Raw genomic sequence first — 17,440 nt, forward strand, 5'->3', positions numbered from 1 at the left:
GGCGAAGCGCTCGCCCCGGACGAGAACACGGGGCGGCGCGACGCGGCCGAGCGTCGAATGGGCGCCATTTTATCGCGAAGCTGCCGGGCCTCAGCCCCGATTGCCGCGCGATTCAGCAATTTGTTACGAATTCCGTAACGGCTACCACGACAAAAGTACGAAAAAAGCCGCGCGGGGCTTTCGACCCCGCGCGGCTTTTCATGACCCGAAATACCGGGACGGATCGCTCAGAACGTTTCCCCGACCCGCACGATCTTCAGCGTGTTGGTGCCGCCCGCCTGGCCCATCGGCTCGCCGACGGTCAGCACCACCATGTCGCCGAGCGCCACGTAGCCCTGGCGCATCACGATCTCGATGGCGGCCTGCATCGCCGAATCGCGGTCGCTGTTGAAATCGACGTGCAGCGGCGTGACGTTGCGGAACAGCGCCATGGTGCGCTCGCTGCCCACCCGCGGCGTCAGCGCGAAGATCGGCACGTGCGTGTAGTGGCGCGACATCCAGAGCGCGGTCGAGCCCGACTCGGTCAGCGCGATGATCGCCTTGGCGCCGAGGTGGTAGGCCGTGAACAGCGCGCCCATCGCGATCGACTGGTCGATGCGCGTGAACGTGCGGTCGAGGAAGTCGCGGTCGAGCTCGACCTGCTCCGACTTCTCGGCCTCGACGCAGATCGCGGCCATGGTCTCGATCGTCACCACCGGATACTTGCCCGCGGCCGATTCGGCCGACAGCATCACGGCGTCGGTGCCGTCGAGCACGGCGTTGGCGACGTCCGACACCTCGGCGCGCGTCGGCACCGGCGCGTGGATCATCGACTCCATCATCTGGGTGGCCGTGATCACCAGCTTGTTCGACTCGCGCGCCATGCGGATCATGCGCTTTTGCAGCGCCGGCACGGCCGCGTTGCCGACTTCCACGGCCAGGTCGCCGCGCGCCACCATGATGCCGTCCGAGGCGTCGAGGATGTCCTGCAGCGCCGGGATCGCCTCGGCGCGCTCGATCTTCGCGATCATCTTCGGCTTGATGCCGTAGGGCGCACCCGCGATGTTCGCGAGCTGGCGCGCCATTTCCATGTCGGTGGCGTTCTTCGGGAACGACACCGCCACCAGGTCCGCGCCGAGCGACATCGCCGTGCGGATGTCCTCCATGTCCTTCGCGGTCAGCGCCGGCGCCGACAGCCCGCCGCCCTGCCGGTTGATGCCCTTGTTGTTCGAGAGTTCGCCGCCCACCTTGACGATGGTGTGGATCTCGTCGCCGAGCACGCGCTCGACGGTCAGCACGATCAGGCCGTCGTTGAGCAGCAGCACGTCGCCCGTCTTCAGATCGCGCGGCAGGTCCTTGTAGTCGAGGCCGACGCGCTCGTCGTTGCCGAGTTCGCAGGTGGCGTCGAGAATGAACGGCTGGCCCGGCGCGAGCGTGGTCTTGCCGTTCTCGAACTTGCCGACGCGGATCTTCGGACCCTGCAGGTCGGCCATGATCGCGATTTCCCGGCCGACCTTGCGCGCGGCCTCGCGGACCATCTCGGCGCGCTGGCGGTGGTCGTCGGCGGTGCCGTGCGAAAAGTTGAGCCGCACGACGTCGAGGCCCGCCTGAATCATCTGCAGCAGAATCTCGGGCGAACTGGAAGCCGGGCCAATCGTGGCGACTATCTTGGTGGCGCGAAGCATGAAACTCCTCATGATGGTCTGGGTGGAGGAAGCGCTGGAGATACTGCTGCGAGAGTCGGAGCCGCCGGGCCCAGCGGCCGGTGCTCCGGTGCGCGCGCCGGCTTCGGCCGGCATCGCTTTGTTCTGGCTGTCCGTCATCATGCTGGCCGGGCGGTTGGCCGCGATGCGACCCGACCGCCCGCCGGTGCGCGAACCGGAGCGTGCCCGCGCCGCCCCCGCCGCCTTCCGGCGCGCTACCGCGCGACCTCGCGCCGCCATCTCAGGCGCCGCGCGTTTCCAGCACCTCCACCGCCGGCAGCGTCTTGCCCTCGAGGAACTCGAGGAACGCGCCGCCACCCGTGGAGATGTAGCTGACCTTGTCGTGAATGCCGTACTTGGCGATCGCGGCGAGCGTGTCGCCGCCGCCGGCGATCGAGAACGCCGGCGAATTCGCGATCGCCTCGGCGAGCGTCTTCGTGCCGTTGCCGAACTGGTCGAACTCGAACACGCCGACCGGGCCGTTCCAGACGATGGTGCCGGCCTTCTCGAGCTGGCCGGCGAGCGCCTTGGCCGTTTCCGGGCCGATGTCGAGGATCAGGTCGTCCGCCTCGATCTCGCCCACCTGCTTGACGGTGGCCTGCGCGGTGGCCGCGAATTCCTTGGCCGTGACGACGTCCGACGGGATCGGCACCGACGCGCCGCGCTTGCGGGCCTCGTCGATGATCGCCTTGGCGTCGTCCACCAGGTCCGGCTCGGCCAGCGACTTGCCGATCGTGAGGCCGGCCGCGAGCATGAACGTGTTGGCGATGCCGCCGCCGACGATCAGCTGGTCGACCTTCTCGGCCAGCGACTTCAGGATGGTCAGCTTGGTCGACACCTTCGAGCCGGCGACGATCGCCACCAGCGGGCGCTTCGGATTGCCGAGCGCCTTGCCGAGCGCGTCGAGTTCGGCAGCAAGCAGCGGGCCCGCGCAGGCGATGCCGGCGTACTTCGCGATGCCGTGGGTGGTGGCCTCGGCGCGGTGCGCGGTGCCGAACGCGTCGTTGACGTAGATGTCGCAGAGCTTGGCCATTTTCCGGGCGAGCGCGTCGTCGTTCTTCTTCTCGCCCTTGTTGACGCGGCAGTTCTCGAGCAGCACGACGTCGCCCGGCGCCACCTGTACGCCGTTCTCGACCCAGTTCGCCACCAGCGGCACGTCGCGGCCGAGCAGCTCGGCCAGGCGCTTGGCCACCGGCGCGAGCGAATCCTCGGGCTTGAACTCGCCTTCCGTCGGACGGCCCAGGTGCGAGGTGACCATCACCGCCGCGCCCGCGTCGAGCGCCGCCTTGATCGCCGGCACCGACGCGCGCACGCGCGTGTCCTCGGTGATGTTGCCGTGGTCGTCCTGGGGCACGTTCAGATCGGCGCGGATGAACACGCGTTGGCCGGAGACTTTGCCTTCGGCGATCAGGTCGGTAAGGCGCTTTACTTGGCTCATGGGGCTGATTGAAGGTTGATGAGGAAGGCGGTGCTGAAACCTCGCGCGCGGGCTGCCGACGAGGGCGCCGGACGGCCGGGCTGGGCCGTGCGACACGTTCGAGGTTTCCGGAAAGGGCCATTCTAGCCGATCCGTCCTGCGGCCTGCCGCGCCGCGGGGCGAATTCCCCCTATTTGGCCGCGGTGCCGCGCTGCAGCGCTGCAGCAAGCCGCCGCGCGCGGTTTCAGGGGTCAAATAACCAGACGCAGGGCGGTAAACACCAGCATGCCGACCACGATCGTGCCGATCATGCTGCGCCGCCAGAGAAACCAGCCGAGGCCGGCAGCGGCCGCGTAGAAATCGTGGTTGGCGAGCGAGAACGAGATCCCGGCCGGCGTGTCGAGCACGTCCGGCAGCACCACCGCGACGAGCGCCGCGGCCGGTGCGTAGCGCAGCGCGCGCTGGGCGCGTTCGGGCAGGATGGTGCGCTCGCCGCCGATCAGGAACAGCGCGCGGGTGAGCGCGGTGACGAGCGTCATGCCCGCGATCACCCACCAGACCGGGACGCCGCTCATCGCCGGCCCCCGTCGCCGTCGCCGGCGGCCTCGGCCGGATCGACCGCGTCGCGGCTGCGCACCTCGGCGCGCAGCCGGCGCCAGTCCGCGCGCTCGACGAAGGTATCGGCCAGCGTGCCGGCCGCGAGCGCGGCGAACACCGCGAGCGGCAGCCCGAGCCGGTACGGCAGGTCGAGCGCCAGCAGGGCGACGACGCCGGCCACCGCCACCGCCGCGAGCGTCGAGCGGTTCGCCACCGCCGAGACCATGATCGGGATCAGCGCGAGCGTGCCGGCCAGGCCCAGCCCCCAGCTGTCGGGTACCACGCTCGCCAGCGCGATGCCGGCCAGCGACGAGGCCTGCCACGACACCCAGCTGAGCAGCGCCATGCCCCAGAAGTAGGCTTCCTTGCCCGGCACGTGGCCGGTCGCGAAGCCCTGCTTGATGAACAGCAGGTAGATCACGTCGCCGTTGAAATAGCCGATCAGGATCCGGCGCCACATCGGCAGGTAGGAGAAGTGCGGCGCGAGGCCGGCGCTGAAGATCACGAAGCGCAGGTTGACCATCGCGGCCGTCAGCAGGAGGGTCCAGAGCGGCAGCCTGGCCGCCATCAGCGGCAGCACCGCGAGCTGGGACGAGCCGCCGTAGACGAGCAGCGACATCCAGACCGCCTGCCCCGTCGTCATCACCGACTTGCTCATCGCGATACCGGTAACGAGACCCCACGACAGCATCGCGGTCAGCGTCGGCGCGTAGTCGCGCGACGCCTGGAAGAAGGCATAACGATCGGTGGCGGACAGGCGAGCGAGCATGGGACGGCGCCGGGCGGCGCAAATGAGACGGGCAGGCGCGCGGACCGCGTTGTCTCCCGTTGTGCTTTTGTTGAACGACCGGGCGATTATAGCGCCGGACCGTGCCCGGGCGAACCGTTGCGGCGGCAAAAGACGCTAAAATGCCCGACCGGCGCGGCCCGGCTGCGCCCGACCCGACGCCGGGCACGCGCCGACCCGGGCGACGCGCGGCGGCCCCGCGAAACGGCGTGGTGTGACCGATCGGACAGCGGCATGCCGCGCGCGGGGTTTTTTCGCTATCGTGTCGGGCAGCGACGGCACGCCTGATCCGGCCCGTGATTCGCCGGGCGGCGCGCGCGCCGTTCCCCCTTTACCGCAACAAGAGACCGCCCATGAGTGAAATCAAGGAACGACCGCTCGTCGAACTGTCGGCGAAGGATCTGCCGGCGTACTGCCCGAACCCGGCGATGGCGCGCTGGAGCGCCCATCCGCGCGTGTTCATCGACGTCACGCACGGCGAGGCGCGCTGCCCCTACTGCGGCACGCGCTACAAGCTGCGCGACGGCGAGGTCGTCCACGGCCACTGACGGCCGACGGCCCCGGCGAGCCGGGCACGCCCCGCGGCCGCCCCGGTCGTCGAGGCGCGCGCCGCCCGGGCCGCGCCCCGTTTCGCTCCTCCCCGCAAACCCGAGCGCGGCGCCCCGGCGCCGCGTTTCATTACGACACCGGATATCGACCTGATGCGTCGCGCGTTGGTAATCGCACCGAACTGGATCGGTGACGCATTGATGGCGCAGCCGCTTTTCGCGCTGCTCAAGAAACTGCATCCGCGCCTGCAAATCGACGCGGTGGCGCCCGGCTGGGTCGCGCCAGTGCTCGAACGGATGCCCGAGATCCACGCGGTCCACGCCACCGACCTGGCCCACGGCAAGCTGCAGATGCTGCGCCGCTGGCAGCTCGCGAGCGACCTGCGCGAGGTGGGCTACGACGCCGCCTACGTGCTGCCGAACTCGCTGAAGTCGGCGCTGATCCCGTGGCTCGCCGGCATCCCGCTGCGCATCGGCTACACCGGCGAGTCACGCTACGCGCTGCTCAACGTGCGCCACGCGAACCCGCCGAAGGCGCGCGACTCGCGCCCGCCGATGGTGCCGTTCTACGCCGCGCTCGCCTACAAGCCCGGCGCGCGACTCGACGAGAAGCTCCAGGCGCTGCCGATGCCGCGGCTCGATTCGGACCTCAACGAGGCCGCGCGCGTTTCGGCGCGCTTCCATCTCGACACGCGCAAGCCGCTGATCGTGTTCTGCCCCGGCGCCGAGTACGGCCCCGCCAAGCGCTGGCCGCCCGAGCATTTCGCGGCGCTCGCGCGGATTGTCGGCCAATCGTTCCCTTATACGCAGATCATCGCGCTCGGCTCGCCGAAGGACGCTCCGGCCGCCCAGGCGATCGCCGACCAGGCGCCCGGCGTGCGCAACCTGTGCGGCCAGACCTCGCTGACCGAGGCCTGCGCGCTGATCGCGCGCGCCAACGCGGTGGTCACCAACGATTCCGGGCTGATGCACGTGGCCGCCGCGCTGCGCCGGCCGCTCGTCGCGCTGTACGGCTCGACGGATCCGCGCCACACCCCGCCGCTGTCCGATCTGGCAAAGGTACAATGGCTGCATCTCGAATGCAGTCCCTGTTTCCAGCGAGAATGCCCGCTCGGCCATCTGAACTGCCTGCGCGAGCTGAGCCCGGAACAGGTATTCGCCGATCTGCGCGGGATGCTCGTCGGGCAGCGCTGACGGCCCCCGCGTCCGACCTTGACGCCATGACTGACGCTGGCGGCTTCGCGGCCGCTGCCCCGTAACAGCGCGCAAGCGCGAGAGACAAACCCGATGCCACGTTTTGCCCGCCTCTTCGAAGCTGCCGCCGACACGCTGAACGCCTATTACCAGGCGGTCGCCGACGCGAACCTCGACGCCCTGATGGCCCTGTGGATCGACGAGGATTTCGCGAGCTGCATCTGGTCCGACGGCGCGCATCTGCACGGCCTCGAGCAGATCCGCAGCGGTTTCGGGGAACACCTCTCGTCGCAGCCGGTGACGATCGAGCCGCTCGACATCCGCGTCTACGACAGCCTCGGCACGGTGGTCTACACGGTGGCCGAGGCGCACCAGTACGCGGACCCGGCCGCCGAGCCGGACATGGTGTTCGCGACCTACGTGATGATCCACGAGCGCGGCGAATGGCGGATCGCGCACATCCATGCGAGCCCGATCCCGGAGCAGGCGGCCACCCAGTTCGCCGCCAAGATCCGCCACGGCCAGGGCCCGCTGCACTGAGCGAGGCACCTGCGCGATGTCCACCGCGTCCCCTCCCTCGCCACTCGCCGGGCCCGAAGACCCGGCCGGCACCCCGCGCTACCGCGCGCCGCGCTGGCTGCCCAACAGCCACGCGCAGACCATCTTCCCGGCCCTGTTCGGGCGCCGCCCCGCCGTGGTCTACCGGCGCGAGCGCTGGGACACGCCCGACGGCGACTTCATCGATCTCGACTGGCTGAGCCATCCGGCCGGCGCCGAACCGGCGCCCGACGCGCCGCTGATGGTGGTGTTCCACGGCCTCGAGGGCAACTCCGACTCGCGTTACGCGCTGCTGCTGATGGCCGCCGCGCGCGAACGCGGCTGGCACGGCGTGGTGCCGCATTTCCGCAGCTGCAGCGGCGAGATGAACCGGCTGCCGCGCTTCTATCATCTGGCCGACGGCGCCGAGGTGGACTGGATCCTGCGCCGGCTCGGCAACGGCCATCGCGGTCCGGTGCTCGCGGTCGGCGTGTCGCTCGGCGGCAACGTGCTGCTGCACTGGCTCGGCGAGCGGCGCGGCGATCGGGCGATCGTCACGGCGGCGGCGGCCGTGTCGACGCCGCTCGACGTCCACGCCGGCGGCCTCGCGATCTCGCAGGGCTTCTCGATGGTCTACACGCGCTCGTTCCTGAAGACCCTGAAGATCAAGGCCTCGGCCAAGCTGATCCAGCATCCGGGGCTGTTCGACGCGAGCCGGATGCTGGCCGCGCGCACCATGCACGAGTTCGACGACATCGTCACCGCGCCGCTGCACGGCTTCGCGAGCGCCGACGACTACTGGACCCGCGCCACCACGCGCCCGCTGCTGCGCGCCATCGAGATCCCGACGCTGCTGCTGAACGCGCGCAACGATCCGTTCCTGCCCGCCTCGGCGCTGCCGGGGCCGGCCGACGTCGCACAGGCCGTCGAACTGGACCAGCCCGCGCACGGCGGCCACGTCGGCTTCATGACCGGCCCGTTCCCCGGGCAGGACGACTGGATGCCGCTGCGCGTGCTCCGTTTCCTTTCCCGCTTCGCGCCCTCGGCGCTCGCCAGACATGGATGAGATCGTCCGCCAGGCCCTCGCCAGATGGCCGAACGTGCCGCACTGCACCGGCTGGCTGCGGCTCGACCGGCGCGGCGACTGGCGCATGCGCGACGAGGCCGCCCAGGCCGCCGGCGCGCCCGGCTCGCCGATCCGGCACGCCGCGCTGATCGCGTTCATCACGCGCAACTACGCGTGCGACGAGGCCGGCCAGTGGTTCTTCCAGAACGGGCCGCAGCGCGTGTACGTGGAGCTGGCCTACACGCCGTGGGTCGTGCGGCTCGCCGCTGCCACCGATGACGCGGACGGCGCGCTGACGCTGACCGACCAGGCCGGCGCGCCGTTCGAGCCGGCCGCCGCCTGGCTCGACGACGCGGGCGGCGTGCTGTTCTCCGATGCCGGCGCGCCGCCGCGCGTGGCCGTGCTGCACGACCACGACCTCGACCTGTTCGCCGACCACGCCACGCTCGACGACGACGGCACCGGCGGCAGCTTCCACTGGCGGCCGGGCGTCGATCTCGCGCTCGCCGCGATCCGCCGCGACGAGGTGCCGGCGCGCTTCGCGTTCGTCGCGAGCCCGGCGGCCCGCGCCGGCGGTGCCGAGGCGCCGGGCACGGACGGCAGCTAAGGCACGCGGCCCTACCCGCGTTCGTCCCGGTCGGCCTGCTCTTCCTGGTAGCGCGCCTCGAAGTCGTGCAGCCGCGCGGTGATGATCGATTGCTCATAGAAGCCGACCGACTTGTCGTCGCGCGCCTCCTGCAGCTGGCGGATCGCCGACGGCCACGCGCCGCCGAGCGCGAGCTGTTCGGCCAGCGCGCGGCGCCGCATGATCGCGTCGCCGCCGCCCTGCGCCGCCTGCGCGAGATAGCGCCACCAGTCCGGCTGGCGCGGGTCCGACTGGGCCTGCCCCTGCGCGAGCGCCTGCGCCTCGCCGAAGCGCCTGGCCGCGAGCAGCGACTCCAGATGCATCGCGATCGCCGCGTGCGAGGCCGGCCAGCGCCGCTGCGCCGCCGCCGCGAGCCGCACCGCGTCGTCGGCGCGGCCCGCGCGGCGCGCGATGTCGGCGGCCAGCACGTCGAGGCTCGGCGAGCTGGCCGTCCGTGCCCCCTCGTCCGCCTCGAAACGTTCGAAACGTGCGCGCGCGGACGCGAGCGCCGCGTCCGCCTCCGGATAGTGGCCGAGCAGCATCTCGCCGAGCGCGATGCCGTACCAGTTCGCCGCCACGTTCGGCGCGAGCCGGTCGTCGATCTCGCCGCGCATGCGCCGCACCTCGTCGGCGATGTCGGACGGCGCGCGCAGCTGCAGGATCCGCAGCCGTGCGCGCACGAACGCGTATTCGCTCGACTGGCGCGGCTGGCGATACGGCGCGCGGCGCGCGCGGGCGTCCATGTCGGCGATCCGGTCGATCGTGAGCGGGTGGGTGCGCGCGTATTCGGGCACGCCCGCGTCGCCCATCGACGCGCGCTCCAGGCGCTCGAAGAAGCCCGGCATCCCGTACGGATCGAAGCCGGCGCCCGCGAGTAGTTGGAAGCCGACGCGGTCCGCCTCGCGCTCGGCGCCGCGCGAGAAGCGCAGCTGGTTGTCGACCGCGTAGGCCTGGCCGCCCACCGCGATCGCGCTGCCCAGGTCGCCGCTGCGCGCGAGCACGCCGGCCAGCACGCCGAGCAGCATCGCCGCGAGCGCCGCGTAGCCGGTCTTCTCGCTCGCGCCGAGCATGCGCGCGATGTGCCGCTGCAGCACGTGGCCCATTTCGTGGCCGAGCACCGAGGCCAGCTCGGACTCGGTGCGCGTCATGATCACGAGGCCGGTGTTCACGCCGATGAAGCCGCCAGGCAGCGAGAACGCGTTGATCTGGCCGTCGCGCATCGGGAACAGGTCGAAATCGGGACGATCGCCGCCGATGAACTGCGCGGCCGCCGCGGCCGACAGCTTCGCCGCGACCGAATTCAGGTAGTCGCGCGCGAGCCAGTCGTCGAGATAATCGGGATCGCGCCGGATCTCGCGCATCACGCGCTCGCCGAGGCGGCGCTCGGCCTGCGGCGTCAGCGCGCCGCCCGAGCCGTCGCCGAGATCGGGCAGCTGCTGGTTCTGCAGCGGCCCGCGCAGGCTCGGCGCCGCCGCACCCGGCGTGCCCGCGAGCCGCGCGTGCTCGCCGCCGTAGGTGCCGAACACGCCCGGCGCGATCTCGGACGGAATCTCTGGCGCCGTGGAAATGGCGTCGAGAATGCGCGGCAGCGGCAGCGGCGGCGTGGGCGACGACTGCGCGCGGCTGCCCGGCGGCAGCGCGAGAACCAGCGACAGCGAGACGGTGAGCAGCGGTTTCAGACGCATGGGTGACATCGAACGCGGCGGATGCGATGGGTGGCCCGCGGCGCGATTCGACGGCGGCGCGCGGCGCGCCCCGGAATCCACGCCGGGCGAATCGCGCACATTGTACTGGGGCGGCGCGCTGCTATGATGGGCGCCCATCTTCAGGAGCGCATCATGTCAGGACTGACTCACTTCGACGCGGCGGGCCACGCGCATATGGTGGACGTCGGCGACAAACAGGAAACGCGTCGGGTCGCCGTGGCACGCGGCGCGATCCGGATGCTGCCCGACACGCTCGCGCTGATCCGCGACGGCCGCGCGAAGAAGGGCGACGTGATCGGCGTGGCGCGGATCGCGGCGATCCAGGGCGCGAAGCGCACGTCCGACCTGATTCCGCTCTGCCATCCGCTCGCGCTGACGCGCGTGACGGTCGATTTCGCGTTCGACGAGGCGCTGCCGGGCGTGCGGTGTACGGCGCAGGTGGAGACGCTCGGCCGGACCGGGGTGGAGATGGAGGCGCTGACGGCCGTGCAGGTCGGGCTGCTGACCGTTTATGACATGTGCAAGGCGGTGGATCGGGGGATGGTGATCACCGATGTGGGGGTGGTGGAGAAGAAGGGCGGGAAATCGGGGGATTGGGTGGCGGCGGTCTGAGCCCCTGCCAGCTTCACACCGATGCGCAGGGCGGGCCGCCGCTCCACGCGACGCGACCCGCTGTCGAAGGTGGAAATACCCCCTCCCCGCCCCCACCGCCGACACCAACTCAGAACGCAGTCCGAATCCCCACGCGCGCGACGGTCTGATTCCCCGTGGACGATTCGTCGAGCGCGCCGATCGACGCATTCTGGTTGCCCGACGCGTGCTGATAAAGGCCTTGCAGATACACCTCGGTGCGTCGCGACAGGTGGTAGCCCACCGTCAACCCGATCTCGTTGTAATGCGGGCTGTTGAGCGGCGCCGTGACGTGAACCGACGGGTTCGCCTTCAGGCCGTCGATCTGGACCGACGAGCTCGTATACAGGTACATCATCGCCAGATACCACGCCGACGTGACGTCGTATTTCGCGTTGAACTCGATGTTGTCGAATCGCACGTGGCGCAGGACCGTGTTCACCGGCGCGCCGTCGAGATTCGTATGCGTGTACACCAAACCAAACGTCGCCGCACCGAACGCGTAGCCGAGGCCCGCGGCCGCCACCGTCTGCTTGGCCGCCTCGTAGGGCGTCCCCACCGCGGCGCCGCTCGTGTTCAGATCCTCGCCGTCGACATCCGTGAACCCCGCCGCGGCCACCAGCGAGCCGAGCCGATAGCGCGCGCCCACGCTCCAGGCGCGGTTCGACGCGAAGCCGCCGGCCTGGTTGCTGAAGCCGTAAAGGCCGCCGAACTGCAGCCCCGCGTATTCCGGGCTCGCGTACTTGATCGCGTTGTTGATGCGGAACGTTTCGTCGAGATTGTCGGCATCGAACGGGTGCGAGAACAACGATCCGCCCCAGCTGCCGGCCGCGCTCAGCGGCGCGACGTAGTCGACCACGGAATCGTACTGGCGGCCGAGCGTGACCGTGCCGAGGCGCTCCGACGACAGGCCGACGAACGCCTGACGGCCGAACATCTCGCCGCTTTGCGACAGCGCGCCGTTGTTGATGCTGAAACCGTTTTCGAGCTGGAAGACCGCATGCAGGCCGCCGCCCAGATCCTCGCTGCCCTTCAGGCCCCAGCGGTCGCCAAGCTGGCGGTTGCCGCTCACCAGGGCGTAGTCCGATTTCCCGCCCAGATTGCTGACGTACTCGAAACCCTCGTCGATCGTCCCGTACAGCGTGACGCTGCTCTGTGCATGAGCCAGGCCGGCGGAGACGGCCAGCATCGCCGGGACCAGCGTTTTTGCGATTTTCATGAATTCCCCGTGAAGCGCGTTTGGTTCGTGATGATGTTTTGCGCGGCAACTACGACTGCGGACGGGGATTCTAGAGAGCCAAACTTTCGCGGCGTTTACCGGTGTGGCCGCGGCGCGACACGTGCAGGATGACGATTGATTTCGGATCCGGACCTGAGGCGGATTTCGAGGCACGGCAAGCCGCGACGCTCGTCGTGAGCCGCAGGGAAAACGAAGCATCCCGTCAGCGAATTGCAATCAACGCGCAATCGATTCACGCGCTCCACCACCCGCCTCACGGCTTCGGCACCGCCACGCCTGCAATCGCCGGATCGGTCCAGTCGGTCAGAATGCGCGCCCCGGCGGCCCGCGCCTTCGCCTCGGCCGCATGCCGCTGCTGCAGGAACGCGGGTATCTCGCTCGCGTACTTGGCCCGGGCCGCCTCATAGGTCGGCCCGAACGTGTCGAGCCACGCGGTTTCCGACTGAATCCGCAGATCGAGCCGATCACCGAGCGTAATCGGCAGATCGGCGGAGCGCTCGTCGCGCTCGTATTTCAGTTCGACGAATTTCCCGTCCGCATACCATTGCCAGAGCGTGGTGCCGCCGTGCGACAGATGCCGCCAGTCGTCCAGCGTCAACGCGTAGCCCGGATCGGCCTCCACCAGCGACGGCGAGGCCGCATAGGTCGGCCCGGCGTAGCTCTCCGGCGTGAAGGAATAGGTGCGCTTGCCTTCGAGGCGCGGCGACGAGAGCGGAATGTAGCGCTTCCAGCCGGCCTGCCGGATCACCTGCAGCACGCCCGCCACGTAGCGGTACATCGCCTGGTCGTAGGCGTCGAACGCGGCCGTGTCGTGGACGTCGGCGGGCGAGACCGGCACCTTGAACACGACGTGGATGGTGCGGACCTTGCCGCCCTCCTCGGTGTCGGACATGAACTCGACGTCGGACGCCTGCGGCAGCAGCATGCCGTGCCTCGCGTCGCGGAACTCGAACACCGGCTCGACGCCGGTCGCGATCCGGCTCGCGTCGTACATCAAGGCGGTGGAGAGCTGCGAACGCTTGACGGGGACCCGCGCCGTGCGGACCACCTCGTCGCCGTTGTCGCCGATCCCGAAGCTCAAATCAGGTTGCATGGTCGTGGTCCCGTTGCGCGCCATCGAGGGTGCCGTCATGTGCCAGCCGTAACCGCCCGCGCACGATGCGACGAGCAGCGCGAGTATCGCGAAGCGCAGGCGCCTACGCATCCTTCCAGCCCGCGATCGTGGAAATCTGCTGGATCATGTACGGCCGGTAGCGCTGGCTCGACATCAGCGCGTGGTACTTGTCGAGGATCTTTCTCACGTATTTCATGCGTTCGGTCGCGTCGTAGAGGCTGCCGTCCTTGCGCTCCATGGTGACCTTGATGTCATTCTCGCCGAGGCCAGCCGATTTCAGCCGAGCATCGTTCGGGTCGATGGCCGCCGAGGCGTTGAAGAACAGCGTCGGATCCTTCGCGCCGGAAACGAGCCGCAATACGGGCAGCCGGCCGAAATCGTTCATGTCGATCGCGTCGCGAAACTCCTGATGGTTGTACACCATCGCCTGCAGGTGCATCGTCTGCTCGTGCAGCAGGAACTGCCACGCCGCCTTGTAGGCCAGGTCGGGGCGCTGCTGCATGCCCGCCGATTCGTAGCTCTCCAGCAGCGCGAAGCCGTTCGACAGATAGCCCGTCACCTTGCACTCCTCCATTTCCGCGATCGCCGCGCCATCGCGGATCATGTCGCCGCCGATCACCCACAGCGGGTTCGACCTCTTCTTCAGCTCGTCGATCAGCCCGTTGTTCTGCCCCATCGCCCACGGCAGGTCCCGCACGATCTTCTGCACCACGTCGTCGTAGCTCGACACGCTGCGGCGGGACTTGCAGTGCTCGAACAGATCCTTGCCGTACTGCCGGTAGAACAGGTGCCAGGTCGTGACCTCGAGGAACACCCACAGGTTGCCCTTGGCCAGATAGTAGAACGTGACGATCGCCGACATCCGCGCCTGCCCGAGCGCCGATTGCGCCTTGTCCCACGACAGGAAGTGCAGCGCGAGGTCCATGCCGGCCACCACTTCCTTGGCCGCGAACGCGGCGAGGCCGGGCCAGTAGAAACGTCCGGCCTTGTCGGTGCCCTCGTCGCCGAGGAACAGCTGCGCGTAGTTGCCGGCGGTGCGCTTCGCGCGCCGCATCGGATCCTTCAGGAAGGTCAGCCCGTCCGCTTCCAGCGCGATGTTGTCCATCTGGACCATCGACCACTGATGCTCGCATTTGAGCGTGCAATCCTTGCACGAATCCGGCGTCTGGTTCAGCGTGCTCTCGCCGAGCAGGCCGCCCTTCAGATACACCGTGCCTTCCTCCTGATTCACCAGCGATGAGTCCGCCACGCGAGCCTCCCGGTTGCGTCATTCGAATTGGTCGGAGCCGATCCGGATGTTCGGCACGTGCAGGTAAGCCTGGATCGGATCGGGCGACTGGCTGAACACGCGCGAGATCGAGCCCTGGTCGCTCGCGGCCGTCTTCATCAGGTCGCCGCGCATCTGCAGCAGATGATCGAGGTTCGGCACCGGCTTGCCGAGTTCGTCCTTGAACTGCAGCGCTTCGTCGTAAGGCCCGGCGGTCTGCTTGAACGCGCCGAGATTGGTATGCAGCCGCGTCGGGCCGGTGAACGCATGCGAGGCGCCTTTCACGTCGATGCGGCCCGGCGCGTGGATCTCGATGTTGCCGCCCTGGAGCCGCACGTAGGCGCCGCCCGAGGTCAGCAGCACCTCCTGGCCGGCGGCCACCTCGATCCGCTGCGTCGCCGAGACGATCTTCAGCGTCTTCTGCGCGGTCAGTTCGAGGTTGTCGGCCTGCGCCTGGATCTCCACCTTGCCCTTCGCCGCGAACAGCTTCGCGCCGGCGTTCTGCACGAACAGGCTGAGCCGGTCGACCACGCTCGCCACCAGCGACTTGCCGGCTACCAGATGCGTGCTGGCGCCGCCGACCAGATTGATCTGCTGGTCCGCGGCCAGATGGACCGACTGCTGCGACGCCAGCGCGATGCCGTCCGGGCTCGCGAACAGCATCACCGGCTTGCCGAACACGTTCGCGCTGCCGGTGCCGCCGCCCGCCGTCAGGCCGCCCGCGGCGCTGCCGGACCGGCTCTGCAGCGTCGCGTCGGTGAACTGCTCGAGCGCGTCCTGGCCCGCCTGCAGCGGCTCGGCCTGATGCCGCGCGCTCGCCTGTGACATCGCCTCGACCAGCGAGCCGGCGCCCTGCAGTTGCTGGCGCGCCTCGGTGGCATCGAGCGGCTGGCTGCCCGCGGGCTTCGCGTGCGTCGTCAGGTGCAGGCCGCGGCTCGCGCGCACGGCGCCGTAGGTATCGGTACGCAGGTCGAAGCCGCTGCCGAGATAGGCGCCTCGCGCGTTGCCGCTCTGCGCGATCTGGTAGCCGAGCTGCAGCATGCTGTTGGCGCTGCTGCTCATCAATTGCACGCGGTTCTGGCCGGTGGCGTCGTCCATCACCATCTGGTTGTAGCCGCTGCCCGCGTATTCCTTCGAGCGGAAACCCGACAGCAGCCCGTTGTCATGCCATTGCGGCTTGACCGAGCCGTTGTAGACACGATGCAGGACGATCGGCCGGTCGCAGTCGCCGCCGAGATAGCCGACCGCCACCTCCTCGCCGACGCGCGGCATGTGGACGCCGCCGTAGCCGCCGCCCGTGTCGGCCTGCGCCACGCGCACCCAGCACGAAGCCTGCCCGTCGGCCGTGTCGAGCCGGTCCCAGATGAAGCGGATGTGGATCCGGTTCAACTCGTCGGTATGGACTTCCTCGCCGTCGGGGCCGGCGACGATCGCCGTCTCGAGCGCCATCTCCGGCTTGGCGTGCTCGAACGGGCTGCGGTAAGGCAGCGTCGTGCGCTGCGCTTCGACCTCGACGCGATAGAAGCCGGTCGAGCCGTCGTCATGCGTGACGACGCCGGCGGCGCCCGCAGCATCGGCGGCGCCCGCGGCCTCGCTCGCGCTCTCGCGCTTCGCCGCCGCGAGCCGCGTCTTCAGCCCGTGCGGGAAGTTCGCTTCCTGCTCCGACAGCGGCAGGTTGTTCTCGATGTAGCGCCGTACCCTCAGCGCCGCGAACTCGCGCTGCGCGGCGGCGTCGGCATCGTGCTCCGGATGGTCGACCAGCGTGAAGCGCCGGCCGGCGTCGATCGCGCGCACGCCGCCCACCGCCTCGAAGCGCTTCGCGCGCGACTCCCATTCCTCGAGCCGCAGCTTCGACAGGTGATCGCCGCGATCCTGCGTGGCGAACGTGTAGGCGCCCGTGTATTCGTAGACTTCCAGCTGCCCCGGCAGCGTGCCCTGGTCCGCGCGCGTCGGCAGCGTGGTGCCCTTCGGGTTCGACGGCACCGACGGCGCCTTGTAGTCGAACGTGCGCGTCATGTAGGCGACGCTCTGCAGCGTGCGCGTGCCGGCCCATTGCGTGAACGCGTCGGATTCGTCGCCGGTGCCGGCCCGCGCGAAGCGGATCGTGCCGCCCGGCAGCGGGTCGAGCGCGTGGATGTCGTCGACCACGACGAAGCGGTGCGAGCCGCCGTCCGCGTCGTGGCGCCAGAAGCCGTAGAGCCCCTCGTCCTCCATCAACCGATGCACGAAGTTCCAGTCGGTCTCGCTCTGGCGGCAGTACGAGCGCGCCGGCAGCGGCGTCGAGAGCATCAACGTGAAGCGGCCGCGCGCCTGCGGATGCGCGTTGAAGACATCGGTGATGATCGCGTCGGCGCTCTGGTCCTGCCAGCAGCGCATGTCGCGGCGAAAGCGCAGGAAATGCAGCCAGGACGCGAACGTCAGCTGGTAGGTGGTGAGGCTGCCGTCGGCGCCGAGGCGGCGCGCGGTGTGGATGTAGCCGTTGACCGGCAGGTAGCTGCGGTCGGCCTGCCGGACCCAGAGCGTGATCGGCTGCGCGATCAGCGTCTTCAGTTCGACGTCGTCGGCCGGTGACACGAGCTCGAGCGTCACGCTGAAGTCGCGCCCCAACTCCGCCGAGACGATCGCGCGCAACGGCACCATCGTGTCGGACGGCAACGCCGGAATGTCGGTCTTGATCAGCCGATCCTGCTGGATCAGGCCACCGCGAATCGCCGATACCAGATCGGTCGTGTTCATCCGCTCCCCCTCTTGCAGGGCCCGTTGCCGGGCCAGAGTGGTGCTGCGCTCTCCCGGGACCGGCCTTCCCGGCTGAATCAATCAGCGACGATTCTACAGCGAACGGGCGGCGCGACGGTCGATCGGGGTGTTCAGGGACCCGGCGGGAAGCCGGTGGAATCGGCGACGATTCGCCCCTTTTTCCTTGGGATAAGGGAAGATGGTGGAGTTCTTCGTCGGCGTTCTCGGCGTGACGCGCCGCGAGCGATGCGGGAGGGAGGCGGCGATGGCGGCGCAGGCATTAGCGGCGGCTTC

The 17,440-nt window shown here is 69.5% G+C and carries 15 protein-coding genes; 6 read left to right on the top strand and 9 right to left on the bottom strand.

Going from position 1 to position 17,440, the window contains the following annotated elements; translation table 11 throughout:
• Positions 1–227: 227 nt before the first annotated feature.
• From pyk to bpln_RS15275, 4 genes are all read right to left on the bottom strand, one after another.
• Positions 228–1,664 carry a pyruvate kinase gene (pyk, locus tag bpln_RS15260; protein WP_042625894.1) on the bottom strand — a complete coding sequence of 479 codons (1,437 nt, stop codon included), beginning with the start codon at positions 1,662–1,664 and terminating at the stop codon, positions 228–230.
• A gap of 259 nt (positions 1,665–1,923) precedes the next feature.
• Positions 1,924–3,120 carry a phosphoglycerate kinase gene (locus bpln_RS15265; protein ID WP_042625895.1) on the bottom strand — a complete coding sequence of 399 codons (1,197 nt, stop codon included), beginning with the start codon at positions 3,118–3,120 and terminating at the stop codon, positions 1,924–1,926.
• Positions 3,121–3,350: 230 nt separating this feature from the next.
• Positions 3,351–3,674, bottom strand: a complete 324-nt coding sequence (locus bpln_RS15270) for an AzlD domain-containing protein (protein ID WP_042625896.1) — start codon at positions 3,672–3,674, stop codon at positions 3,351–3,353.
• Positions 3,671–4,465 (bottom strand): AzlC family ABC transporter permease, encoded by a 795-nt coding sequence (locus bpln_RS15275; RefSeq protein ID WP_042625897.1) that lies wholly within the window; start codon positions 4,463–4,465, stop codon positions 3,671–3,673. The genes bpln_RS15270 and bpln_RS15275 overlap by 4 nt, the downstream gene beginning before the upstream one ends.
• Before the next feature lie 371 nt (positions 4,466–4,836).
• Here bpln_RS15275 and bpln_RS15280 point away from each other — a divergent pair, with 371 nt between their 5' ends.
• From bpln_RS15280 to bpln_RS15300, 5 genes are all read left to right on the top strand, one after another.
• Positions 4,837–5,031, top strand: coding sequence for a zinc-finger domain-containing protein (locus tag bpln_RS15280; protein ID WP_015876899.1), 195 nt, complete (start codon positions 4,837–4,839; stop codon positions 5,029–5,031).
• A gap of 153 nt (positions 5,032–5,184) precedes the next feature.
• Positions 5,185–6,225: a lipopolysaccharide heptosyltransferase II gene (gene waaF, locus bpln_RS15285; protein ID WP_055139198.1), complete on the top strand. Its 1,041-nt coding sequence runs from the start codon at positions 5,185–5,187 to the stop codon at positions 6,223–6,225.
• A gap of 93 nt (positions 6,226–6,318) precedes the next feature.
• Positions 6,319–6,765 (top strand): nuclear transport factor 2 family protein, encoded by a 447-nt coding sequence (locus bpln_RS15290; RefSeq protein WP_055139199.1) that lies wholly within the window; start codon positions 6,319–6,321, stop codon positions 6,763–6,765.
• Between the two features lie 16 nt (positions 6,766–6,781).
• Positions 6,782–7,828 (top strand): hydrolase, encoded by a 1,047-nt coding sequence (locus bpln_RS15295; protein ID WP_055139200.1) that lies wholly within the window; start codon positions 6,782–6,784, stop codon positions 7,826–7,828.
• Positions 7,821–8,435: a DUF2946 family protein gene (locus tag bpln_RS15300; protein WP_055139201.1), complete on the top strand. Its 615-nt coding sequence runs from the start codon at positions 7,821–7,823 to the stop codon at positions 8,433–8,435. The genes bpln_RS15295 and bpln_RS15300 overlap by 8 nt, the downstream gene beginning before the upstream one ends.
• Positions 8,436–8,446: 11 nt before the next feature.
• Here the strand turns inward: bpln_RS15300 and bpln_RS15305 are convergent, their stop codons facing one another.
• A complete protein-coding gene (locus bpln_RS15305) occupies positions 8,447–10,138 on the bottom strand; it encodes a M48 family metalloprotease (RefSeq protein WP_055139551.1) in 1,692 nt (563 codons plus the stop codon).
• Positions 10,139–10,291: 153 nt separating this feature from the next.
• Here bpln_RS15305 and moaC point away from each other — a divergent pair, with 153 nt between their 5' ends.
• Complete coding sequence (gene moaC, locus bpln_RS15310; protein ID WP_055139552.1) at positions 10,292–10,771, top strand: cyclic pyranopterin monophosphate synthase MoaC; 480 nt, start codon at positions 10,292–10,294, stop codon at positions 10,769–10,771.
• A gap of 109 nt (positions 10,772–10,880) precedes the next feature.
• Here the strand turns inward: moaC and bpln_RS15315 are convergent, their stop codons facing one another.
• The 4 genes from bpln_RS15315 to bpln_RS15330 form a co-directional block, all read right to left on the bottom strand.
• Positions 10,881–12,008, bottom strand: coding sequence for a porin (locus bpln_RS15315; RefSeq protein ID WP_055139202.1), 1,128 nt, complete (start codon positions 12,006–12,008; stop codon positions 10,881–10,883).
• A 274-nt stretch (positions 12,009–12,282) separates the two neighbouring features.
• Positions 12,283–13,122 carry a hypothetical protein gene (locus tag bpln_RS15320; protein ID WP_244132132.1) on the bottom strand — a complete coding sequence of 280 codons (840 nt, stop codon included), beginning with the start codon at positions 13,120–13,122 and terminating at the stop codon, positions 12,283–12,285.
• 103 nt (positions 13,123–13,225) lie between these two features.
• Complete coding sequence (locus tag bpln_RS15325; RefSeq protein WP_055139204.1) at positions 13,226–14,392, bottom strand: DUF2515 family protein; 1,167 nt, start codon at positions 14,390–14,392, stop codon at positions 13,226–13,228.
• 18 nt (positions 14,393–14,410) lie between these two features.
• Positions 14,411–17,146 carry a type VI secretion system Vgr family protein gene (locus bpln_RS15330; protein WP_148654027.1) on the bottom strand — a complete coding sequence of 912 codons (2,736 nt, stop codon included), beginning with the start codon at positions 17,144–17,146 and terminating at the stop codon, positions 14,411–14,413.
• Between the last annotated feature and the right edge of the window lie 294 nt (positions 17,147–17,440).

The sequence above is a fragment of the Burkholderia plantarii genome, from assembly GCF_001411805.1.
Taxonomy (GTDB): Bacteria; Pseudomonadota; Gammaproteobacteria; order Burkholderiales; family Burkholderiaceae; genus Burkholderia; species Burkholderia plantarii.